Consider the following 24,468-nt stretch of genomic DNA (forward strand, 5'->3'; position numbering starts at 1 on the left):
CATAAAACTATCCCAGATTATTTTACTTATCTAAGACAGCCCTGAATATTAAATATCCTTTAATATAAATATACAGGTATGTTAGCTTTATGTTTTAATAAATGACAGTTGTCATTTATGAGCATGGTTAATGTAAGTGGCATAGTAAGTGAAATAGATAGCCTTGATTTTATCAACGAGTAGTTTTTGGACTTATGGAGCGAGCTATGAATAAAGTATTTAAAAAGATTTGGAGTCAATCACTAGGTTGTATAGTGGTGGTGTCTGAAAATACTAAGAGCGCTGGTAAGACTAGCGGCGCGACTGGCACTATCGCCCTGATAGCTCGCTCAAATGACTATAAGATGTTGACTCTAAAAGGGCTTGCCTTCAGTATCGCAGCGATCAGTAGCTCGACAGTGTGGGCAGGCGTGGTATGCGTAACGGATCCTGTCTCTGGAGGAAGTACGGCAACAGGTGTAATTGCAGTAGCCTGTGGAATAAATAATACAGCAGACGGTCTCAATAGCAGTGCTTTAGGTATTGATAATGAAGCATTGAGTGAAGCTACTGCGCTAGGCTATGCAAATAAAGCAAAGGGCAGTTATAGCAGCGCAACAGGTATTTCTAATGAGTCTTCGGGTATTTATAGCAGTGCGGTTGGTTATACTAATGCAGCATCAGGTGATTATAGTAGTGCGTTAGGCGCTAATAATGCAGCATCAGTTAAGTACAGTAGTGCCGTTGGTTATAACAATACCGCATCGCGTATCAATAGCAGTGCGATAGGAGCTAATAATATCGCCTCAGAAGGTTATAGTAGTGCATTTGGTTATAACAACACGGCATCGAACATAAATAGCAGTGCAATTGGCTATAAAAATACCGCCTCGAATGTAAATAGCAGTGCCGTCGGTTTTGAAAATACAGCATCAGGTGAAGACAGTAGTGCCGTCGGTTTTGAAAATACATCAGAGGGTGACTACAGTGTTGCAGTTGGTTATCAGAATACCGCATCAGGTACAGACAGTAGCGTGTTTGGCAGTAATAGCCAAGCCACTGCGACAGGCGCAACCGCCATAGGTAGTTTCTCCATTGCAGATGAAAGAGATACGATTTCAGTTGGTAGCAAGGGTTTCGAAAAACGTATCACTAACGTGGCAGATGCAACAAATGATACAGATGCGGTAAATAAACGATATACCGACGACAAAGCGACTGAAACCTTAACTGCCTCAAAAGGTTATACCGACGGCAAAGCAACCGAGACTTTGACTGCATCAAAAGGCTACACCGACGACAAAGCAACTGAAACTTTAACCGCATCAAAAGGTTACACCGACGACAAAGCAACCGAAACCTTAACTGCCTCAAAAGGTTATACCGACGGCAAAGCAACCGAGACTTTGACTGCATCAAAAGGCTACACCGACGACAAAGCAACTGAAACTTTAACTGCATCAAAAGGCTACACCGACGACAAAGCAACTGAAACTTTAACTGCCTCAAAAGGTTATACCGACGGCAAAGCAACCGAGACTTTGACTGCATCAAAAGGCTACACCGACGACAAAGCAACTGAAACTTTAACCGCATCAAAAGGTTACACCGACGACAAAGCAACTGAAACTTTAACCGCATCGAAAGGCTACACCGATGGCAAAGCCACCGAGACTCTAGCATCGTCACAAATTTATACGAATGATCAGGTATTGAGCGTTAAACAGGACATTGCTGCACAGCATAAATACCTAAGCATCAATGGTGGTACGTCTGCAGAAGCGATTGCTAGTGGAGACAACGCAATGGCTTTAGGCGCTAATGCGGCGGCGCAGGGCAAGCAATCTATTGCAATGGGAGATGGTGCTCAAGCAATCGGCGAGCAAGCTATCAGCATTGGCACTGGTAATAAAGTGACTGGAAATCATTCAGGTGCGATTGGCGATCCAAGTACGGTCAGTGGCAATAACAGCTATAGTATGGGCAATAATAATACCGTGTCTGGCGACAATACTTTTGTGCTCGGTAATAATGTCAATACTACTGCAAAAAACGCCGTGGTACTCGGCAATGACTCTAGCTCTAACCGTGAAAACACAGTGTCGGTTGGTTCGGATCTTAACCAACGTCAGATTATCAATGTTGCTAATGGTACCGCTGATAATGACGCAGTCAATGTCAGTCAGTTACAAGACGCAAAAACAAGCGCTATCGAAACCTCGAACACTTATACTGATACTAAATTTAATGCTCTAAATGACTCTATTCACAATTATCTGCAAGACAATGGACAGCGCTTTAAGGAAATTGATGATCGTTTTGATCGTCAAGGTGCGATGAGTGCTGCGATGTTAAACATGGCAACCAGCACGTCAGGTCTACAAGGTAAGAACCGTATAGGCGTGGGCGCAGGGTTTCAGGGCTCCGAGCAAGCGGTCTCATTGGGGTATCAGCGTGTCATTAATCCCAATACCAGCTTTAGTCTCGGTGGTGCTTTCACGAAAGATGAGAACTCTGGTGGCATGGGTATGGGCTTTAGCTGGTAAGCATTGAGTAAACCAAAAGCCAGAAAAAGGACATTAATTTGTCCTTTTTTTCTGATGACCATTTCATACTTATTATCTAAAGCTTCTTATAGCCCAAACCTTTTTGAATGCTAATCCTGCTGTGAGCTAAGCGGTCGCTTGAGCGGCCTTATTTCTTTAAGAGTTTCTTTAAGAGCTGTCATAAGCTCAGGGGCATAAGGCAATGTCACAAGGCAATTTAGATAATGTCACCTGCGTGCATTACACTTCAACTTACTACCGTGTTAAATAACTCTGTGTATAAATTAACAAAGTTAACCTAACAGCACACCGCATAAACCGACAACAGCTATAACACGTTGAATAATCAAGCTGTCTTGCAGGTGAGTGTTTAGATAAGTGGCAAATCCTTTGCCGATAGTATATAGACCTAGCATGGCCACAATCATACCCGTAAAGAAGCCAGCGGTATTACTGTTTGCAGGCACTTCGATTGCATGAGCAGCACCGTGGAACATAGCAAGCGCACCAAAGCCAATGATTAAGAATTTATACACGGTTTTGACGGACATCTCGTGGTTTTGATTCAATGCCACATTAAAGTAGCGGCTCATAAGTGCCATGGTCAGGAGTACGATAGAGAGTAGAATACCGTATTCAATAAACAGGCTATTCAAGCTCACACTTAAACTCAGTAAAAATCCTGTTACTAGACCAATTAACAGTGCTACAAAGCCTTTTTTAAAGCTGTGCATTTGAGTAAATAGCATCCCCATGCCCAACGCTAACATCAGATGGTCGAACCCAGTTAAAGGGTGCAACATACCAGACAATATTGAAAGGCCAAATGAGCCATCTGCTGCCATCAAGCCATGCCCAGGGTGAGCAAACGCGAGTGTTGGTAGTAACGATAACAGCGCTAAGCCACTGATTATGGTGGTTTTTTGGAAGAGGTTTTTGCGTGTCATCGTTTTGGCTGTGTCTGTTGTCATGATAAATCCTTAATAAATAAACAAATCGATATAAAAACTGACTCATAATCCACTGATCCATCAGCGGTTTGTAGAGCACTTATTAATGCCATTACCTAAGGCATTCTACGCCACATTTAACATGCCTTTATCTAAGATAAAAGCAACAATGTCATCAAGACCTTCGCCTGTTTTCATGTTACTAAATACCACAGGCTTATCACCGCGCATTTTTTTGGCATCATGCGCCATAACCTCAAGTGAGGCGCCTACGAAAGGGGCAAGGTCGGTTTTATTGATAATGAGCAAGTCCGATTTCATGATACCAGGGCCGCCTTTACGAGGAATTTTATCGCCTGCAGACACGTCAATGACATATAGTGTCAAGTCGGACAATTCAGGGCTAAAAGTTGCTGCCAAATTGTCACCACCAGACTCGATGATAATGAGCTCAAGACCTGCAAATTGCTGCTGTAATTCGGCGATGGCAGATAAGTTAATTGAGGCATCTTCACGGATGGCAGTATGCGGGCAGCCACCGGTTTCAACACCGCGAATGCGCTCAGCTGGCATCGCCTCATGACGGGTTAAAAATTCAGAGTCTTCTTTGGTATAAATATCATTAGTCACCACGGCCATATTGATATCATCGCGCAGGCGTTGACATAGTCTCAGCGTCAATGCCGTTTTTCCTGAGCCTACAGGGCCGCCAATGCCTAAACGTAGCGGAGAGAGCGTCGTTTCTAAATTTTTGTTTTCGGCTTTGGGTGTTAGTGCCATAGATAAAGTTCCTTGATGAGAGTTGTGTATATTAGCGATTAAGAGCGAAATAGGCGGCTATATTGCCTTTCATGCTGACAAGACAGTATGGCTAAATTTGGTAGGTTGGCGGACATATGTAGCTGTTGATAGAGAAGATTTAGCTTAAATGTTGTTATATCAGAGCAATCAGTCATTAACGCCATATGTTGAACGTGCGAAAATTTTTGCTGGACGTTGGCAGCCAGTGGCTGTATTTGCTGACTTAATAGCTGTTGCAGCTGCCAAATTATGCGCTGTCCTGCCATTTGTCCAAGCGGTACGGTTTTGACCGCAGCCAGCACCATGTTTTCAATTTGACCAAAGGCATAGGTGGTCATGGCTTGTACAGGCTTAAGTTGCCAGTGCGAGCTGATATGGGCAAACAGTGGCAAAAAACCATGAACGAGTAAGCTATCAGGCACATTGAGCTCAAGGACATTATCAAGCCATGCGGATAAAGACAGTGCCAATTGACTTGACTCATAGACGAACTCTTTGGTTTCGCGGCTAGCGTGATAATCGGCACCTAAAGCATCAGTCAGCGCCACATCATTAATCATAAGTGCCTCTATTATCAGCGCCAGTAGCGGTAGCTCATAACGACATAGTGCCAGCTCCAGATAATCACTCATAAATGCTAAGCAACTGCTTTCATCATGAATGAGCCCTGACTCAATAGCAGGTTCTATGCCTTGCGAGTAGGTATAACTGCCAATAGGTAGGTTGCTTGACGCCAGCATGAGCAAACGTCCAGTTACCTCTGTATTATTCAGATGATTTATACCTTGTGCGGTACGGGTAGTCTGCTGTGAGTGCGTGGCATGATTAGTCATGAGAGTTGCCGTGGGTATGTGAATGGTCGTGATCGTGATGACTATGATTATGACCATGAGAGTGAGAATGTCCGCCTTGATTGCCTTTATAAGCACCAGTCTCTGGCTCAAATGGCGCTTGTACGGCTTGGGTATGTAGGCCAAGTTGATGTAACATCGCTTCTAAAACATGGTCAGGCTCAAAGTAGAGTGCATTAGGTGTCAGCATTAAAGGCACATGGCGGTTGCCTAAATGGTAAGCGCCCTTCATAAGGTCAAAATCATTATCGGCAGTCACTTCGATTAATCCCTGCTTGGCAGCCATAATCTGTATTAAATTGCCTTGATGGTCTGCTAGCACACTGTCATTCTTAATGGTTTCCGTACGTGGCAAATCGACACCAATGGTTTCTTGGTGCTGTGTTTCTGCTTTAAAACGGCTACGCTGACGGGTGTCGAAATCTAAATATAAAAAGTTTTCTGCCTGTTTTTGCCTATCAATAATTGCTTGTTGTTCAGCGCTAAGGGTTGATAGATCAAGACGTTGCGTATAAATGTTCATAATTATGTTTATAGTCCGTTAAAGTAGATGGTTGACAGCTGATGGTAGATTATCAGCACGACAATAAAAAGCAGCTAGAATAAAAAATAGCGCTGTGCCATCGGTAGATAGTCGGCAGGCTCACAGGTCAACAGCTCACCATCGGCGTACACTTCATAGGTTTCTGGGTTAACCTCCATCTTAGGACAGTAGCTATTAAACTTCATGTCTTGTTTACGTACCTTACGAATGTTGTGTACCGCTTTAATGACCTTTTCTAGTCCTAATTGCTTATCAACACCCTTATCAATAGCCGCACTTGACATAAAGGTGATGCAAGTCTGCGCCACTGTTTTGGGGAAGCTACCAAACATGCTGCGATAGTGCACAGGCTGCGGGGTTGAAATGGAAGCATTGAGGTCGCCCATGGACGCTGCCGCAATCAAGCCGCCTTTAATGATAAGGTCGGGCTTTACGCCAAAAAATGCAGGCGACCATAAAATTAAATCCGCCCATTTATCTACTTCAATGGATCCCACTTCGTCACTAATGCCATGAGTGATGGCAGGATTGATGGTGTATTTTGCGAGGTAGCGTTTGATACGAAAATTATCATTGCTGCTATCAGAGTCAGTGGGACTTAGTATGATATTTTCTAATGCTTGCTCAGTTTTAGCCGATTGATCAGGAGCAAGGTGACCGCGTTGGGCTTTCATTTTATCAGCCGTTTGCCACGTACGAATAATAACTTCTCCCACGCGTCCCATCGCTTGCGAATCACTACTCATCATGGAGATGGCACCCATATCTTGTAAAATATCTTCGGCAGCAATGGTTTCTTTACGAATACGGCTTTCGGCAAAAGCGACATCTTCAGCAATGGCTGGGCTTAAGTGATGACAAACCATGAGCATGTCGAGATGCTCGTCAATGGTATTAATGGTGAAAGGGCGCGTCGGGTTGGTTGATGAGGGTAAAACATTGGTTTCGCCAATAGCTTTTAAGATATCTGGGGCATGACCGCCGCCAGCGCCTTCGGTATGGAAGGTGTGAATACAGCGGTCTTTAAACGCGCCTAGAGTACTATCTAAATAGCCGCTTTCATTTAACGTATCAGTATGAATCGCCACTTGCACATCATATTCTTCAGCCACGCTAAGGCAGTTATCAATGGCTTTGGGCGTGGAGCCCCAGTCTTCATGAAGCTTAAGCCCGATAGCACCCGCTTCAATCTGCTCAACAATGGGAGCAGGTAAACTGACGTTGCCTTTACCCAAGAATCCGATATTCATCGGAATAGAGTCGGTGGCTTTTAGCATGCTGTGAATATGATAGGCACCAGGCGTACAAGTAGTGGCAAGAGTACCTTCAGCAGGTCCCGTACCACCGCCTAACATTGTGGTTACACCAGACATCAATGCCGTCTCACACTGCTGCGGTGCAATGAAGTGAATATGACTATCGATCCCGCCAGCAGTTAATATTTTACCTTCTCCTGCGATAATTTCAGTAGCCGCGCCAATAGGTAACGTCACGTTAGGCTGAATATCAGGGTTACCGGCTTTACCGATACCGCTAATGCGACCGCCCTTAATAGCGACATCTGCCTTGTAGATACCGCTGTAGTCCACAATCAAAGCATTGGTAATAATAGTATCGGCAACTTGCTCACCCAGCAGCTGTGATTGACCCATCCCATCGCGGATTACCTTGCCGCCACCAAATTTGACCTCTTCACCAATGCTGACGCTATCAATATCAGGCTGGTGATCAATATGACTGGTCAAATCATACTCAACCTCAAGCCATAAATTTGTATCGGCTAAGCGTACTTTATCCCCTGTGGTAGGGCCAAAATGCTCGGCATAGATACGTCGGTCAATGCGTTTTTTCGAGGTATTTTGAGAGATTTTAGGGTTTACAACGCCCATAACCTCGCCTGAAAAACCATAAATGTGTTGCTTACCGGCGATAGCGACTAGCTCAACTTCTCGTGCTTGTCCTGGCTCAAAGCGTACCGCAGTACCAGATAGGATATTAAGTCGATAGCCAAGCGTCGACTCTCGATCAAAGCTCAGTGCTGCATTGACTTCATAGAAGTGATAGTGAGAACCGATTTGAATAGGGCGGTCGCCAGTATTGATTACCGTTATGGTTTGAACATATCGACCAGCATTCAAAGCCATATCGCCTGCTTTAATATTATATTCGCCTGCTTTTATCGTCATTTTTATTATCCTTAATCGTCTTATGGCAATGGCTCTCGTTCAATATCGTTTTATACAGCTTCATAGCAAACAAGCTATACGATGGGGTTATGCACTGTCACCAGCTTAGTGCCATCAGGAAAAGTGGCTTCAACTTGGACATCGTGTATCATCTCTGCAATACCTTCCATGACGTCATCGGCAGAGAGGTAAGTGGCTCCTTCACTCATCAGTTGCGCCACGGTTTTGCCATCACGTGCGCCTTCCATCAGTAGCATGCTAATGTAAGCGATAGACTCAGGATAATTGAGCTTGACGCCGCGGTTTTTACGACGTTCCGCCACCATGCCTGCGGTAAATAGTAAGAGTTTATCTTTTTCGGTAGGATTTAACTGCATAAAACTTCCTTAATAATTATTGTCTTTTGAAGGCTATGATTCGTCTTTAATCTTTATAAAGTAAATAGACTAAGTTAAATGTACTAAGTAGAGTTATTCTGGTTTGATTCAGCACTGTTTAAGGATGATAGTATGCAGGAGCACATGGTATTAGGTATCCCAAATCCTTGGTCGATGAGGCTCAAGCGTGTACCATTTAGACCTAATAAGCTCGCGGACTTGGTAAAAAGCCTCGAAGCAAGCGCGCACATCTGCTCCTAAATAACGGCAATTAATACCTTGAAAATTGTGAGTACAGTGAATGGGTAGTGACTGCGTATCAATGAGATGGCGTAGCTCGGTAATAGTGGCATCTAAATATTGACCGAGCTTGAGCGGATTATTCTGTAGTTCTGGCGCAATGACCTCTGTGCTAGGTATTGCCCAAAAAGAGCCATGCACATGTTGATTGTTCAGTCCTAATGGTGAGATAAACCAGCGCGTATTTGCTTGCTGGGAGGTGCACTCACTGACCAATAAATTACTCTCACGCCATATCTCTAAGCGGTTAACATAATGACCATTAGCAAAAGTCTCTTGATACGCTTGACGTCCAAATACCGCAATATCCCAAGTCAACAAACTTGCTGTCTTAGCTAAATAAAATCGGTTATTGGCATTAGAGTTGGAATAATCGTAGTAGATGCTTTCTTGGGGTAGCCATTCAAGGACAGCGTGGTCATCGAGGCGGGCGTCGATATGCTGTTCTGCGCTGACAACATCATTAAAACAGTCGTTAGAGGTGTTGCTGTTTGCCGATTGAGTACCGTTGTTAACTTTTGATAAGTCGCTGGGTCTAGAGGATCGTAATGATTTGCGTTGCCCGTACCATTTTCCGGCTCCAGGAGTAGTAATCACCGCATGGCTATTAGATTTTAGGTTGAATTCCAACGTTAAGTGGTCATCATCGGCGATACCAGCAGGAGGATATAATACATAAATATGGCAAATCCCTGCTTGGCTGTTATCAGTACTATCAGGCTCAGGATACAGAGCGCGCTGCACCATGAGTGCGCCAGTATGAGCACGATGACACAGCCGAGTTTTTGCAGCATTAGAGGCGCAGTCGAAATGAAGCTGTAGTGAGGATTGCCAAGTCAAAACTGTATTTCCTTTTAGAAAGTGTCTTTTTAGAAAGTGTCCTTCTAGATTGCCACCAATTCTTGAATGTTATTTTTTGCCATGTCACATCCAGCCCCTTGAGCTATCACTTGTCCTCTAGAAAGCACGGTATAGTTATCGGCAAGCTCTTCTGCAAACTCATAAAACTGCTCGACCAGTACAATAGCCACTTCACCTTGATAACCTAAATCCCTAATGACCCGCCCGATGTCCTTGATGATAGAGGGCTGAATGCCTTCAGTCGGCTCATCAAGTACTAGTACTCGAGGCTCTGATGCAAGCGCACGAGCAATAGCAAGTTGCTGCTGCTGACCGCCAGATAAATCGCCACCGCGGCGATGCTTCATTTCGTCCAGCACTGGAAATATATCATATAAGTGTTTGGGTACTTTACTTGCTTTACGTTGAGAGAATTTCGCCATGCCAATCAGAATGTTTTCTTCAACGGTCAAAGTAGAAAATATATCGCGTCCTTGCGGCACATAAGCGAGTCCTGCGCGCACACGCTGCTCAGGCGTCATCTGACTAATGTCCTTACCGTCTAATAAAATCTCACCTGATTTGATTGGTAGGATGCCCATCAAACATTTAAGCAAGGTGGTTTTACCGACGCCATTACGACCCAGTACCACGCTACATTCTCCTACAGGTGCGGCGAGGGTGACATCACGTAAAATGTGACTGCCACCGTAATATTGATTTATGGCATTGATTTCTAACATATAAGCACCTCTGTTTTTTAGGTCCATGTCTAAGTACTACTATCAATTATCGACCTAGATAGGTCTCAATAACGGCCTCATTATTCTGTACTTCACTCAACGTGCCTTCAGCCAAAATAGCGCCATTTGCCAAAACCGTCACTTTCTCACTGATGGCATCAATAAAAGTCATGTCATGCTCCACCACGATTAAGGTGTGATTCTTTTTAAGACGCAGACATAACTCAGCGGTATGTTCCGTTTCGGCATCTGTCATGCCTGCTACTGGTTCATCAAGTAAGATAAGTTTTGGTCTTTGCATCAGTAACATTCCAATCTCTAGCCACTGCTTTTGACCATGAGACAATAATCCTGCTGGCTTGCTAATCAGCTCTTTTAGGCGTATTTGATCAAGCGTTGAGTCAAGAGTATCTTGGATTTCTGCGTCAATTTTAGTAAACCAGCTTTTTGATACCCGTTTGTCCTTTGGTGCAGCCAGCATTAAGTTATCAAGTACGGTAAATTTCTCAAATACGGTGGGTTTTTGAAACTTACGGCCAATGCCTGCTTCGGCTATTTCTTCGGTAGATAGTTTGGCTAAATTATGTACTTGACCAAAAAATGCGCTACCTGTGGTCGGGCGCGTTTTACCAGTGATGACATCCATTAACGTGGTTTTACCTGCACCATTAGGACCAATGATGCAGCGCAGCTCGCCTGCCTCAATGTATAGAGATAAATCATTGAGTGCGCGGAACGAGTCAAACCACACGCTAACGCCTTCTAAATACAGCGCAATACCATGTCTCATATCCGGCCCTGATTTGGGAACAGGATGCGCCAAGCCACCACTATCTCCGTAATCTTCAGTCAGAGTAGTGACTGGTCGGGTAGGCGTGTTTTCTGCAATCGTTATGTTATTTGTATTGTCAAAACTTCCCATTGGCTTATGTATACTAGAATCATTTTTATTTTTAATAAGTCCATCGTTAGCCGTTTTTTGGGAAGCAGCATTATTACATATTATTGACATTATTCTTTTTCCTTCTTAAGACGATCAAGTACGCCAATGATGCCGTTAGGGAGAAATATAGTAACCACTACAAATAATCCGCCTAGAATAAGCAACCAGAACTCTGGGTAGGCGACGGTAAAATAGGTTTTAATCACATTGACTGTACCAGCGCCTACAATGGCACCGATTAATGAACCTCTGCCTCCAGCAGCCACCCAGACTGCCATCTCGATAGAGTTGACGGGGTTCATCTCGCCTGGGTTAATGATACCAACTTGCGGTACATATAGAGCACCAGCGATACCAGCAATGACTGCAGACAACACCCAAGCTGAAAGCTTGTACCAAAGCGTGCGATAGCCTAAATACTGCAAACGATTTTCACTATCACGAATGGCACCAAGCACGCGCCCATAAGGCTGGCTCATCAGATAGCGTAGTCCAAGATAGGACAGTAGCAGCGCCAAAGCAGTCGTAAAACACAGTACAGCCCTCGTTGAAGAGGCAGTGATGTCATAACCTAGTAGCGTGGTAAAACCTGTGAAGCCATTATTACCACCAAAGCCTGTTTCGTTACGGAAAAACAGTAAAGCTGACGCGTAGGTCATGGCCTGAGTAATAATCGAAAAATAAACCCCTTTAATCTTTGAGCGAAAAGCAAAATAGCCAAAGATAAAAGCGACTAGACCGGGAACTAGCACCACTAAAGCCATCGCCCACCAGAAATGTTGAGTGCCTGCCCAGTACCACGGCAATTCGGTCCAACTCAAAAAACGCATAAAATCTGGCAAGCCCGTGCCAGCAGTTTCACGCGTCAAGTACATACCAAAAGCATAACCTCCTAGCGCAAAATAAAGACCATGACCTAAGCTTAGGATGCCGGCATAGCCCCATACCAAGTCTAAAGCCAGTGCTACCATGGCGAGCGCCATTATTTTACCAATCAAAGTTATCCAATAAGCAGACAGGTGAAAACTAGAGGTTTCAGGTAATAAATGGAGCCAAGGCAATATCAGTAGCACTAAAAAACACAAACCAATCAGAATGGCATTACGTGGGGAATCAGATAATAATTGAGCGAAACGCATGAGGTTCTCCTTAATCCACAAAACGGCCTTTGAGGGCGAACAAACCTTGTGGACGTTTTTGAATAAACAAAATCACAAGAACCAGTAACACAATCTTAGCCATCACAGCACCAATGCCAATTTCAAGCACCGTACCACTGATACCAAGACCTAAAGATGCCAATACCGCGCCCCATACTTGTCCAACACCGCCAACCACGACGACTAAGAACGCATCAATAATATAAGTCTGACCTAAGTCAGGTCCGACATTGCCTACTTGCGCTAAAGCACAGCCAGCGAGACCTGCGAGACCCGAGCCAAGCCCAAAAGCCAACATGTCGATGCGAGCAGAGGAGATACCAACTGCACGTGCCATTTGCCGGTTTTGAGTCACGGCGCGCACAAACAACCCGAAGCGAGTCTTGTTAAGTAAGTACACTAGTAGCATAAGAATGATGATGGTAAAGCCGATAATAGCGATACGGTTGAAGGGAAGCACAAGGCTCGAGGACACTTGATAGGCACCGCTCAACCAGTCGACATTGCTGACTTCGACATTTTGCGCGCCAAATATCATCCGAACCAACTGCATGAGAATCAGACTGACACCGAAGGTTGCTAGTAAGGTTTCAAGCTCACGACCGTAAAGCGGGCGAATAATGATTCGTTCGATAATCATGCCGATAATGGCACTGACTAAGAAAGCGACGGGTATAGCAGCAACCAGATACCATCCAGTCATACTAGGAAAATATGCTTGAAAGAGATTTTGCACCATATAAGTGGCGTAAGCACCAATCATAATGAGCTCACCGTGGGCCATATTGATGACACCCAGTAGCCCAAAAGTAATGGCGAGCCCTAATGCCGCGAGTAGTAAGATACTTGCCGTACTAAGCCCCGTGAACAGATGACCTATCCAAGTACTGATGGTAATGCGCTGCTCAATACTATCCTCAGCATCTAACAGTGCAGATTTGAGCACAGGATCGATATCATCTGCCGCCAATGCTTTTTTAACATCCACTAAGACTTGTGGGCTATCGCTATCAGCAAGCACGGTAAGTGCGGCAATTTGGGTAGTAACGTCGCCATCTCTAAAATCAATCCTCGCTTGTAAAGTACTCAACGCCGTTTTGACGTCGTCGTCTTCCTCATTAGTGGCAGCAGTACTTATGAGTGCTGGATCTAGCTGTTCGATATTGTCCGCTAAGATGGCGACTGCCTGTAAACGTTGCGTAGGATCGTTTGACTCAAGCTTAACCTTGGCTTGTCCAAATACTAAGGCTGAGCGTAGCGTATTGGTCAAAGTCACTTGCGCCAAGTCACTCGGCCACTCGGTGGTCAGCTGCTTAGCAGGATAAGTAAATAGCTCATCTTCGCTGTTAAGTAGATAAGTTTGCCCACCATTACCTTGGTATAGCTCATCGTTTTTTATCAGATCAACTAAAGTATCCAAACTCTCAACTGATCCCGGCCACTGGTTGAGCATGGTTTGGCGCTTGGTGAAGTCAGCAGCAACGAACTGCTCGATAGCATCCCCTTTACTTATCGCAAGATTAGCAGGCGTAGCAAGAGACTGCTTGTTTTGAGCAAGTAAGGTGTCGTCTTGAGCAAGGAAGATCTCTTCACTTACAGCATTGGATGTCGCTGCCACAGTATTAGTCGATAGTTTCTCGCCATGGCTGTGTACTACTGGCGTCTCGTGAGCATGAGCAGCTGATGTGATAGCAATGAGGAGGAGTAAAGATAGTAAGGCGATGACAAAAGTCTTATTAGAATAATTGGCTTGCGCGTCACTTTTATAATAGGAAGGGTAATGTGACATGATGGTTCCTTTTTTGCAGTCAACACTCCTTTAACCTCTACTAAAAACTGTTTTATCAGTAGAGGAGCTAAAGGGTTGCTGGTATTGATACCATTAAGGGGCTAAGGATTACGGTTTAAGTGACCACAACCTTATTTAGGGATGTACTGACTCCATGGCTCAGCACGAATGACTTTTGGCGTTTTGCTGATCACATCGAACTGACCATCGGCACGGATTTGACCGATCATGACAGGCTTCCATAAGTGGTGGTTTTCCTCATCCATTTTCAATGTATACCCTGATGGCGCGTCAAAAGTCTGACCTCCCATACTAATACGCACTTTATCGACATTAGTCGTACCAGCTTTTTCGACTGCTTGTTTCCACATATTGATACCCACGTAGGTGGCTTCCATAGGATCATTGGTCACGACCTTGTTAGCATTGGGTAGCTTATGATCCAGCGCATATTTCTTATATTTTTTAGTGAAGTCGCTGTTGACAGGATTTTTAACCGACATAAAGTAGTTCCATGATGCTAAATGCCCTTGCAATAAGCTGGTATCGATACCGCGAAGCTCTTCTTCTCCTACTGAGAATGCCATGACTGGAATATCAGAGGCTTTAATACCTTGGTTGGCAAGCTCACGATAAAAGGGTACGTTTGAGTCCCCATTAATGGTAGAGATAACCGCCGTCTTTTTACCGGTCGAGAAGCTTTTAATGTTGCCCACGATGGTCTGATAGTTGCTAAAACCGAAAGGGGTGTACTCTTCCATGATATCTTTTTCAGCGACGCCTTTAGATTTTAAGAAAGCACGCAGTATCTGGTTAGTAGTCCGAGGATAGACATAGTCTGTCCCAAGTAAGACAAAGCGTTCTGCACTACCGCCCTCTGGACTCATTAAATATTCAACGGCAGGAATGGCTTGTTGGTTTGGTGCAGCACCAGTGTAGAAAATGTTTTCTGACTGCTCTTGACCCTCGTACTGAACAGGGTAGAACATCAAACCATTTAACTCTTCAACGACAGGCAGCACGGACTTACGTGATACCGATGTCCAACCCCCAAATATCACATCCACTTTATCTTGGGTTAACAGCTGACGTGCTTTTTCAGCGAATAACGGCCAATCAGAAGCGGGATCTACGACGATTGGCTCTAGCTGCTTACCCAACACACCGCCATTGGCATTAATTTCATCAATGGTCATGAGTGCAGTATCTTTTAATGATGTTTCAGAGATGGCCATCGTTCCAGATAAAGAATGCAAGATACCTACTTTGATGGTGTCACCATCTGCCGTTGGGGTAGCAGTCGTCGCAGAGGTTTCCGTTTTTGTGGCTGTAGAATTGGTCTCAGCGCTAGTTTCTGCAGGTTTTTGACAACCTATAAGACTTAAGCTACCTACAACGGCTACTGCTAGCAGAGACAAACGTGATGTCAATTTTGAGTCGATACGATAATTTGTACTTATAGGAGTAGCAGTGATAAGCGTTGGCAATAAAGACATATATTTCTCCAGAAAGATAAAGTAGCAGCCTGGTAGGCCGAGTGAACGAGCCATTCCTAACTACGATTAATACTTCAATATCTATGCCAATATAAAATACTAGACAAATGCACCAATATTGGTCTTTATCAGGAGCTAGGGCACTTTTGTGCACCATAATTGGTTTTTATGATGCTCTATGCACCATTTATGTCTGGTTAAGAAATGCTAAAGCGGTATAAAAAATGACGACATCAGAAGCGATGTTTTTTTGAGGTCAGGAAGTGTGAACAGAAGGAAGTTAAGAAGCAAACGTACTAAATGATGTTAACTCAACTAAAGGTAGGTTTTGTTTTTGGCTAAAGCACGTTAGCCATTACACTTGGTAGCTATCTTGGGGTGAAGTCTGACATTTAGTTTTTATAAGAGGGTGCTGAGCTATGTTGAAGAAACCGTAAATTTACCCTGCGTAAGTAAAATATTTATTCGCTTATTTGTACCAGTACCAGTAAAATGCGAGACTGTTTTCTACACGAGTTTATGAGTAACCAATGATACGTTTAACTGAAATTAAATTGCCATTAAATCATGCGCCTGAAGATATAACGACTGCGATAACGACAAAAATTAAAATCTCTGCTGAGCAAATGGAGTCATTTGTGATGTTTAAACGTGGTTATGATGCTCGTAATAAAAGAAATATCCAATTAATCTATACGCTAGACATCACACTGACCGACTCGGATTTAACCAATGATTTACTGGTTCAATTTGAGTCAGACAATCATGTTAAAGCCACACCAGATACCAGCTACAAATATGTAGGTGCAGCGCCAGAGTATTTAACTGAGCGTCCTGTTGTTATTGGTTTTGGACCTTGTGGTTTATTAGCAGCACTTACCCTTGCTCAAATGGGTTTTAAACCTATTATCATTGAACGTGGTAATGAAGTCAGACAACGCACCAAAGATACCTTTGGCTTTTGGCGTCAGCGTAAATTAAACACAGAATCTAACGTACAATTCGGTGAAGGCGGAGCAGGTACCTTCTCTGACGGCAAACTGTATAGCCAAGTGAAAGATCCAAATCATTATGGCCGTAAAGTCATGACTGAATTTGTAAAAGCTGGTGCACCAGAGGAAATTTTATTTGTCAGTAAGCCGCACATAGGTACTTATAAGTTAGTCACTATGGTAGAAAAAATGCGTGCCGAGATCATAGCACTCGGTGGGGAAGTCCGTTTTGCTACTCGCGTAGACGACTTGCACATCACTGACTCAAAAGTAACTGGCGTGACACTTAATACTGGCGAAATATTAAAAACTAACCATGTTGTTCTTGCTGTTGGTCATAGCGCCCGCGATACCTTTCAAATGATCCATGATAAAGGCGTGTATATTGAAGCAAAACCTTTCTCGATTGGCTTTAGGATTGAACATAAACAGTCAACCATAGACCAAGCACGCTTTGGTGACAATGCTGGAAACGAGATACTTGGCGCTGCGGATTACAAACTGGTTCATCATTGTAAAAATGGTCGTTCTGTTTATAGCTTTTGTATGTGTCCAGGTGGAACCGTGGTTGCCGCAGCATCAGAAGAAGGCCGTGTGGTCACTAACGGCATGAGCCAATATTCAAGAAATGAGCGTAACGCCAACAGTGCTATTGTGGTAGGCATCGACCCAGAGCGAGATTACCCAAACCATCCTCTTGCTGGTATCGAATTACAAAGACAACTAGAAACTTTAGCGTTTGAATTAGGCGGCAAAGACTACAGTGCACCAGCGCAAACCATTGGTGATTTCTTAAAAGGCAAACCAGACTCAGAGTTAGGCGATGTAAAACCGTCTTACACTCCTGGTATTACCTTAACCGACTTAAGCAAAGCACTGCCTGACTTTGCCGTGGATGCCATACGTGAAGCCATTCCAGCGTTTAATAAAAAAATCAAAGGGTTTTCATCTGATGATGGTTTATTAACTGGTGTAGAAACCAGAACATCGTCACCAATCAGTATTAAACGTAATAAAGAATTCCAAAGCATTAACACCGAAGGCTTATTCCCTGCAGGCGAAGGCGCTGGCTACGCAGGTGGCATATTATCAGCAGGGATTGATGGCATCAAAGTGGCCGAAGCCGTGGCAAAATCAATGTTGAACCTAGAGTAAGAGCGGATTTGGGCAAACCACAATATTAAGACCATTACCTAGATAAAAATATGTGATCGAAAAAGCCTTTCAAGCTTTATACTTAATAGCTTGAAAGGCTTTTTTGTGTTTTGAAGATGGAAAGTTATTCTCATGCCTTTAATAAGTTTGGACATCCTAAAAGCATGAGCTGATTGGGTTAATAAGCGATGCCGAGTATTTTGTGTTTTGACGGTATGCTTTATGAAAATACATCGTCAGTTATGCAATGTTATGATGCGATAAGACATTAAAAAACCCCACAACTGGTAGGCTGTGAGGTTTTTTGATTACTTTTGACAATATTTGTTGGTGCGCCTACAGGGACTCGAACCCCGATCGATCGCTTAGGAGGCAACTGCTCTATCCTGTTGAGCTATAGGCGCATTATGGAGGAACATTGTAGGAAAAATCGCTAATAAAAGCAATCAACAAAATATAAAGATTTTATCATTACTTGCCATTACTCAAGGCGTCAGCGACATTCACAGTGTTGGTATTTGCTGCTTTTTGTGCACGTGATGTTGGATTAAACAAGTCATTTACACTGTTTTTATAACCTTCGATATTATAATAATCGTACTTTTCTAATATATCTTGTCCGGTACTCGAAAGTAAAAAATTACGAAAGTTAATAGCAGCAGTATTCTCTGTCAAAATAACCCCTTCAAGCGCTTGCTTGTCTCTCAATGCATAGCTGAAAGAATTTAGGGTACGTGCCTCTGCATTGTCAGTCTCAATGGCACCAGTCTCAGCAGTATCTACTTTTTTATCATCAGTATTGCTGATATTTTCTTTGTCTTGGTTTATTTTATCTTGAGCCGCTTTTAGCTCTGCTTGTAACGGTGTCAGACGGTCTGCAGATAGGCTGTCGTTAGCGATGATCATGTCTATATCAGCGCCTAATTCTGAGCGTTTATCATGGCTAGGATTGGCGTTTGATAATGTTAAGAGGTCGCTGGCAGGTACATAACTTGGCACAACCTGCACATGAGGATAACGAGATTCGAAGTTAACGATGATATCGTCCAAGGGTGCTTGTAAATCCTCTTCAGCCTTTATATACAGCGTACTGTCGGTGAGGGTATTTACCTCGTCTTGAGTGGTGGCTGACGGCTCATTTGCATTTGCCATGATCGGTAGAGGGTCTATATTTTTACGGTTACTGCTCCATAACCACGTAAAGATTGCAATAAAGATTATCAGCAGCAGTAAAATTAGCCCAGCCAGTAGCAGCTTGTAGTCTCTCATATGTTACTGCTCTTCTCTTAATGGGTTTGTGTCAAGTTTACATAAAATGCGGTGTGTGACGTATTATTTTTTAAAGCTGTTGGTGCAACACTTCATCTGCTAAGTCGGCAAGCATATCTGCAAAAACATCGGTTTCTGAATCAGGTAAAAGTTTTTTCTCGCTATTATTCTTATGACTAATTGTACTATTTTGATTGGATAGCACAGGTTGATCGTTTGAAGGGGAGGTAACATCGTTGTCAATGGCTTTTATTTGGTGTGCAGCCAATGGCGATTCGCCCATCGTAAGCTTGTCTTTAAGCCATTCAAAACCATGGGCTTCCCACCATGCTTCAAAGCGTGGCAGCGTGCTCCCACGCACCGCGACAGGCAGGTTCAATGTTCGCAGTTTTTGTGCAAGTATGGGGTCGTTAATGGCTTGATGGATGCTCAAATAAAGCGAGCGACTGTCATCAGTATAGGGCTGTCTGTTTTGCCACGATCTGTCGTCAATTTTCATACGTGGCAATTGCCACAATTCACCGCGATAGTATACAACATATAGACGTCGTTTAGGATGAACGAAAATGGCATCAATGGGACGCAAGGGCATAGTATTAAGTTATTCCGTTAAAAAAGGGTTATGGACATAAAAATTACAGCAATTGATCTGACAGCAGCACTGACTTCTCTATTCATAAATATGAGACTTATCAATGCGACACTATCTGTCGTAAGATATTATAATAGTGGCACATATACTAGTAAACGATAGCTATCGATGGCACACTAATCAGCAGCCTATTTTATGATTGTTATAAATAATCACTGATGATGCAATGATAGTTAATCGTTGTTGTCATTTGCATCGTGTTTATGACAGCCATGCTAGCAGAAATACATTGTAGTAACGACCGCGAAACATAGATTGGTGAGTATCCTTCGTGGTATTCCTTAGCAGCCATCAATATGCATTAGAAAGTTAACGCAAATGCTATTCCATTTCAGGCATTCACGACCGTCTACATCACATTATCACTCATACTATTACTTCAATCAGACTATCCTCTATGTTTACCATTATTCAATCGCACCGCACCGAAAACCTTGTTGATCAACTGCTTGTGCAATATCAGTCTAAGGATCAGCCTGTTTTTGAGCCTTTTATTGTTATTGTGCCCTCAATGGTATTGGGCGATTGGTTGGATAAAACCATTGCCAGTCGTGCTGGGATTAGTACCTTGGTGCGTACTAAGTTCTGGGGTCAGCATCAATGGACGCTCATGCAAGATGTATTAACCCGCCATAACGCTTCTTTGCTAGCGCAAAACCCTGAAGCGGAAACTCTTAATGTGCCTGAAGTGGCGGTGTTGTCACCAACGGTCATGCAGTGGCGATTGTTTGGGTATTTGACCTACTATCAAGAGGCGATTGTTGCAGATGAAAAACATCTGGTTCATCCATTACTAGCTTCTTTGATTGATGAGAAACAGGCAGATATTTATCAAGACAATGTGCGACAGGACATTATAAAGGACAAGGCACAACAAGATGCCCGTATTTGGCAGCTGGCAAGCGATTTGGCTAGGGTGTTTAACCGCTATTTGACTCACCGTGAGGATTGGTTGACATTATGGTCGCAAAACAAGCCGCTAAATGTGAATGAGTTGATAGCGGAGAAAGATGCATTGTCACTGCGTTTTGATAAGTATGCGCGCGGCACGCCTGAATGGCTGGTTGAGCATTATATTGAGTTAGAGGCTGCGCAACGATTTTTATGGTCGCATTTGTTTGCTGACGTTCATTTATACCGCGTGGCACTTGAAGATGTCTTCTGGTCGGCTTTGAAAGATAATAAGGCGAATGAGCGTGCTCAGTTGCCCAAAGTACTGCGTATATTTACCATTCAGCAGTTGCCACAGACCGAGCTAGATTTTTTACAGCGTTTATCGAAGTACATGAATATCACGCTATTACATTATAATCCGTCAAAGCTGTTTTGGGCGGATATTGTTGATAAATCTTGGTTACAACGTCAGCAGATTATTAACCCTGAAAGTGTCTTTTTACGTGATTATGGTCACAGTTTACTGTCGCGTTTGGGTAAGCAATCTCGTGATACCTTTGCCATGCTTGCCAATTTATCGGGTAATGAGCAATACCAAGAAGAAATAGTAGAGTGGCAAGATAATTTTGATAGTGGTGCAGATGAAAGCATTTATGATGATTTTAGTGCTCAAGATGCCCAACATAGCCTAAGTTTATTACGACGTTTGCAGAACGATGTGTTGATGCTTGATGAGCAATCGACTCAGCAAGCAACGGCTGCTACAGTTTCGCAAGCAGTGAGCAAGCAAATAGAGTCAAGTGTTGATGATGATAAACAAGCAACGGCTTGGTATGAAGATGAGGCGTTGGAGAATAAGCGCTTTGAGAAAGACCGTCTTTGGGCCATCTCCTCGCAAGATAATAGCCTAAGCATTCACTCATGTCATAGTTTGCAGCGTCAACTTGAAGTGCTGCGTATCATGATTGGTCGTTGGCTAAATGAGCCTATCAAATCTGGTGAGAAAAAACGCCACATATCCGATATTGTTGTGTTGCTACCCGATGTTGAGCGTCATCATGCACTGATTGGCTCTATCTTTGTCAGTGGCAGAGGTCAGGATGGTTTGACCTTGCCCGCTAAAGTGACAGGTGTTGTTGATGCGGACATTCGCCAGTTATGGGAAGCTATTATTGGTTTTTATAAGCTATTGGGTAGCCATAGCGCCCGTTTTGAAGCGGCTGAAGTCTTAGATTGGCTTATGTTGCCTCCTTTATTTGAAAGCTTTGGGCTGACTCATGAGCAGATGAGCCGTGGCTGTGATTTGTTGGTAGAGGCAGGCTTTATTCGCGGTTTCGACGAGCTGCATCTTAAGCAAACTTTGGATAGTAATGACTATGACTATCGCTTTAGTTTTGCGCAAGCGTTAGACAGATTGACCCTAGGTCTGGTCATGCCAGAGGCTGAGTTGAGCGACTGCTTGTATCCTTTAGATGAGGATGAATGGCCAAGCACTGCCTTACCAGAAATGACTTTACCGCTACCACAAGTCAGCTTAAATGATGCGTTGATTGTTGAAGCGCTTTGCCGCATTTATACCGGTTTGGTCGCACGACGGGATGACCATATACAAAAAATGAAAGCGGAAGATTGGCTCGATCAGATTGAGAGACAAGTGATTCATCGTTACTTTGGTGATGTGGATCAAACACGTACCATGCGAGCCATCTACAATGCGATGAATGGATTTAAATCAAGTCTGCGAGCCAATCGTCACTATAGACAGTACTCTAATGGTGATAGCGACAACAGAGAAGTAGAGCAAAAGCTGGCAGGTGTGGAGCAGTTGCCACTAAAGTTGAGCTTTATGTTAGACAGTATCGAAAACGAGCTTGAAAGTCAGCAAGTCAGTGCGGAGCCAACTGGGGTGATTACCTTTGGTAAGTTTGGTGCTTTAAGGAACGTGCCTTTTGAGTTGGTGGTCATGCTCAACATGGATCTCTCAGAGTTCCCTGGGCGTGACCGTGATAACCGCTATGATTTGATGAAAGCGACTAACTCACGTCGCGGTGATAGAGTCAGTGAAGATGATGACAATGGCGCATTTTTAGATGCCCTGCTGTGCGCACGCAGTGCATGCTGGATGTTTTACAACGGTCAAAGCCTGACGGACACCCACGAGCACCTGCCAGCCAACCCAGTAAGCGAATTGCTACAGTTCTTGCAAGGTGAGGTGCAGTGGCAGGTGAACTCGCTGGCGACATTACCTGAGAATATTGATCCCACTACCGAGAGTCTCAAGCGTTATTTGCCTAAATTGATTAAGCAGTGGCTAGTGACTGAGCATCCTGCTCTGCCTTTTCATGAGAGTCTGTTTGAAACAGAAATTGAAGGTACGAATGTTTCTGAGCAAGCGTCTTCTGATATTGATGACAATGCCAACGTTAATATCAATGCTCAGGATTCCAGCCCTGTTGAGATGATTGATGAGCTGGACATTCTCTTAAGTAAAGCCATGCGCAAAACCAAATTGGCGCAAAAAAAGCAATTTCCGCCTGCGCCGCTTTGGCAAGCTGTATTTGATACACTAAAGGGCAGAGTGTCTAGTGAGCAGGTACAGTTGGTTGGCTTGCCCACAAAGACACAGTACGAAGCAATCGCTAAGATGCTTGGTCAAGGCTTGGGTCAGTTAGGTCGAGTAGACAACCAAACCTTGTCTGCATTGGTTGAACTATTGGCATTAGAGGGTGTTGTTGATACTAGCAATATCAGTGATATGACTCAGGTGCTCACCCAAGCTGTATCTGATAGCGTATTTAATATTGGAGAGATAGACGTTGAAGGAGTATTGGCGTACCAAGTGCGCCATCCTGCCAAAGCGTTTTTGCGTACTCAAAAGGTGCATGTGGTGCAAGGTGAAGAAGCACTGTCGCAGCAAGAGCCGCTGTTTTTAGACAGTTTGACTACCTATCAAATAAAAGACTATTTGATTAAACAGTTGGTTACTGATGAGAGTAAGAATAATAGTAATGCAGCGGCCCAAACCACTACTCCAATCCTGATGTATCAAAAAATCATGCCAGCAGGTGTGGCTCGCCAAACCACGCTACCCAATCAACAACAAAAACTGCAACAGCAATGTTTGGAATTTAAAGAGCAGTTAATAGCTAATAGTTTTGGCGAAAATATTGTACCTAATGAAGATGGAGCAGAGGGTACGACAGGTTTGCAGCTACTAACGCCAACCGCCGAGCATCCTGTTCAGATAGAGCTGGCAAACTTGCTAAATAGTATTAATAACGAGTCAAAAAGCCAAGCAGATATCGAAGAGGTAGAAACGCTGCTCAAGTTGTTGCCGAAAATCATTAAGATCAAAGGCTCAGTACCTGTATTAGTACCGACAGATTCATATAGCAGCCATTCTCACCTTCAGGCGAGCGTGCCCTATGCTCAGCAATCACCCAAGCAATGGTTAAATATATTGCCCAATTCTGCCAGTCCTAGGCATTTACTCAAATTTTGGTTATCACATTTGTATTGGCAAGTGGCCAGACGTACCACTGCCGAGCAAGCGGCATTAAATGATGGGGTGAGTATTTGGCGCTTTAATAAGCCTAGCTCACAAGTTAAGAAATATGACAAGGTAATCGCATTTAAGCTAAGCCCAATTGTGTATGAAGATGCTGTGATTGAGCTGATAAAATGGGCGATTTTTTCCAAGCTATCTGGGCAAGTGCCTATTACATTACTCCCAGAATATGCACTCAATTACCTTGATCAGTGTTCAAAGTCTGAAAATGGTGAAGGCGGCAGTTATTGGCCAAAACGAGCAGACTTTTCAGATTGGTTACGGTCTGGCTATCATACAGACACAGTATATGATACTTGCTCGCAGCATGCCATTTGGCAATATGTACTGCGTGACCAAGATGCATTTAAGGCTTTATCAGGGGCATTGACTACATTGGCTCAATCATTATATGAGCCGATGTTTACTGCGTTAATTGACTTAGATGGCTAGC

General features: G+C 43.6%; 17 protein-coding genes and 1 tRNA gene. 3 read left to right on the top strand and 15 right to left on the bottom strand.

Annotated features, from left to right (window positions below):
• The first annotated feature begins 206 nt into the window (after positions 1-206).
• Complete coding sequence (locus C8D84_RS02185) at positions 207-2,525, top strand: ESPR-type extended signal peptide-containing protein (protein WP_170108255.1); 2,319 nt, start codon at positions 207-209, stop codon at positions 2,523-2,525.
• Between the two features lie 293 nt (positions 2,526-2,818).
• On the opposite strand, the gene C8D84_RS02190 is transcribed toward C8D84_RS02185, so the two are convergent.
• The 12 genes from C8D84_RS02190 to urtA all read right to left on the bottom strand — a co-directional run bounded on the left by C8D84_RS02190 (position 2,819) and on the right by urtA (position 15,451).
• Entirely contained in the window at positions 2,819-3,496 is a 678-nt protein-coding gene (locus C8D84_RS02190) for a HupE/UreJ family protein (RefSeq protein ID WP_045454647.1), read from the bottom strand.
• Positions 3,497-3,601: 105 nt separating this feature from the next.
• On the bottom strand, positions 3,602-4,255 hold the full coding sequence (gene ureG, locus C8D84_RS02195; RefSeq protein WP_109589703.1) for an urease accessory protein UreG: 654 nt from the start codon (positions 4,253-4,255) through the stop codon (positions 3,602-3,604).
• Between the two features lie 38 nt (positions 4,256-4,293).
• Entirely contained in the window at positions 4,294-5,109 is an 816-nt protein-coding gene (locus C8D84_RS02200; RefSeq protein ID WP_109589705.1) for an urease accessory protein UreF, read from the bottom strand.
• Complete coding sequence (gene ureE, locus C8D84_RS02205; protein ID WP_109589707.1) at positions 5,102-5,650, bottom strand: urease accessory protein UreE; 549 nt, start codon at positions 5,648-5,650, stop codon at positions 5,102-5,104. Before ureE ends, C8D84_RS02200 begins: the two co-directional genes overlap by 8 nt.
• Positions 5,651-5,724: 74 nt before the next feature.
• Positions 5,725-7,857, bottom strand: a complete 2,133-nt coding sequence (ureC, locus tag C8D84_RS02210; RefSeq protein ID WP_109589709.1) for an urease subunit alpha — start codon at positions 7,855-7,857, stop codon at positions 5,725-5,727.
• Positions 7,858-7,931: 74 nt separating this feature from the next.
• Positions 7,932-8,234, bottom strand: a complete 303-nt coding sequence (ureA, locus tag C8D84_RS02215) for an urease subunit gamma (RefSeq protein WP_010200554.1) — start codon at positions 8,232-8,234, stop codon at positions 7,932-7,934.
• Between the two features lie 150 nt (positions 8,235-8,384).
• On the bottom strand, positions 8,385-9,374 hold the full coding sequence (locus tag C8D84_RS02220) for an urease accessory protein UreD (RefSeq protein WP_109589711.1): 990 nt from the start codon (positions 9,372-9,374) through the stop codon (positions 8,385-8,387).
• 44 nt (positions 9,375-9,418) lie between these two features.
• Positions 9,419-10,117 carry an urea ABC transporter ATP-binding subunit UrtE gene (gene urtE / locus C8D84_RS02225; RefSeq protein WP_109589713.1) on the bottom strand — a complete coding sequence of 233 codons (699 nt, stop codon included), beginning with the start codon at positions 10,115-10,117 and terminating at the stop codon, positions 9,419-9,421.
• A gap of 46 nt (positions 10,118-10,163) precedes the next feature.
• Positions 10,164-11,129, bottom strand: a complete 966-nt coding sequence (urtD, locus tag C8D84_RS02230; protein WP_109589715.1) for an urea ABC transporter ATP-binding protein UrtD — start codon at positions 11,127-11,129, stop codon at positions 10,164-10,166.
• Positions 11,129-12,199, bottom strand: a complete 1,071-nt coding sequence (gene urtC / locus C8D84_RS02235) for an urea ABC transporter permease subunit UrtC (RefSeq protein ID WP_109589717.1) — start codon at positions 12,197-12,199, stop codon at positions 11,129-11,131. The genes urtD and urtC overlap by 1 nt, the downstream gene beginning before the upstream one ends.
• A 10-nt stretch (positions 12,200-12,209) precedes the next feature.
• Positions 12,210-14,009: an urea ABC transporter permease subunit UrtB gene (urtB, locus tag C8D84_RS02240; RefSeq protein WP_109589719.1), complete on the bottom strand. Its 1,800-nt coding sequence runs from the start codon at positions 14,007-14,009 to the stop codon at positions 12,210-12,212.
• 131 nt (positions 14,010-14,140) lie between these two features.
• Complete coding sequence (gene urtA, locus C8D84_RS02245) at positions 14,141-15,451, bottom strand: urea ABC transporter substrate-binding protein (RefSeq protein ID WP_109590068.1); 1,311 nt, start codon at positions 15,449-15,451, stop codon at positions 14,141-14,143.
• Positions 15,452-16,035: 584 nt separating this feature from the next.
• Here urtA and C8D84_RS02250 point away from each other — a divergent pair.
• Positions 16,036-17,652 carry an NAD(P)/FAD-dependent oxidoreductase gene (locus C8D84_RS02250; RefSeq protein ID WP_109589721.1) on the top strand — a complete coding sequence of 539 codons (1,617 nt, stop codon included), beginning with the start codon at positions 16,036-16,038 and terminating at the stop codon, positions 17,650-17,652.
• A 328-nt stretch (positions 17,653-17,980) separates the two neighbouring features.
• On the opposite strand, the gene C8D84_RS02255 is transcribed toward C8D84_RS02250, so the two are convergent.
• The 3 genes from C8D84_RS02255 to C8D84_RS02265 form a co-directional block, all read right to left on the bottom strand.
• Positions 17,981-18,056, bottom strand: a tRNA-Arg gene (locus tag C8D84_RS02255).
• Between the two features lie 67 nt (positions 18,057-18,123).
• A complete protein-coding gene (locus C8D84_RS02260) occupies positions 18,124-18,921 on the bottom strand; it encodes a hypothetical protein (RefSeq protein WP_109589723.1) in 798 nt (265 codons plus the stop codon).
• A 70-nt stretch (positions 18,922-18,991) separates the two neighbouring features.
• Positions 18,992-19,513: a hypothetical protein gene (locus C8D84_RS02265; protein WP_109589725.1), complete on the bottom strand. Its 522-nt coding sequence runs from the start codon at positions 19,511-19,513 to the stop codon at positions 18,992-18,994.
• A gap of 457 nt (positions 19,514-19,970) precedes the next feature.
• Between C8D84_RS02265 and C8D84_RS02270 the strand changes: the two genes are divergently transcribed.
• Complete coding sequence (locus C8D84_RS02270) at positions 19,971-24,467, top strand: exodeoxyribonuclease V subunit gamma (RefSeq protein WP_109589727.1); 4,497 nt, start codon at positions 19,971-19,973, stop codon at positions 24,465-24,467.
• Position 24,468 lies beyond the last annotated feature (1 nt).

The sequence above is a fragment of the Psychrobacter immobilis genome (assembly GCF_003148585.1).
In the GTDB taxonomy this organism is placed as follows: domain Bacteria; phylum Pseudomonadota; class Gammaproteobacteria; order Pseudomonadales; family Moraxellaceae; genus Psychrobacter; species Psychrobacter immobilis.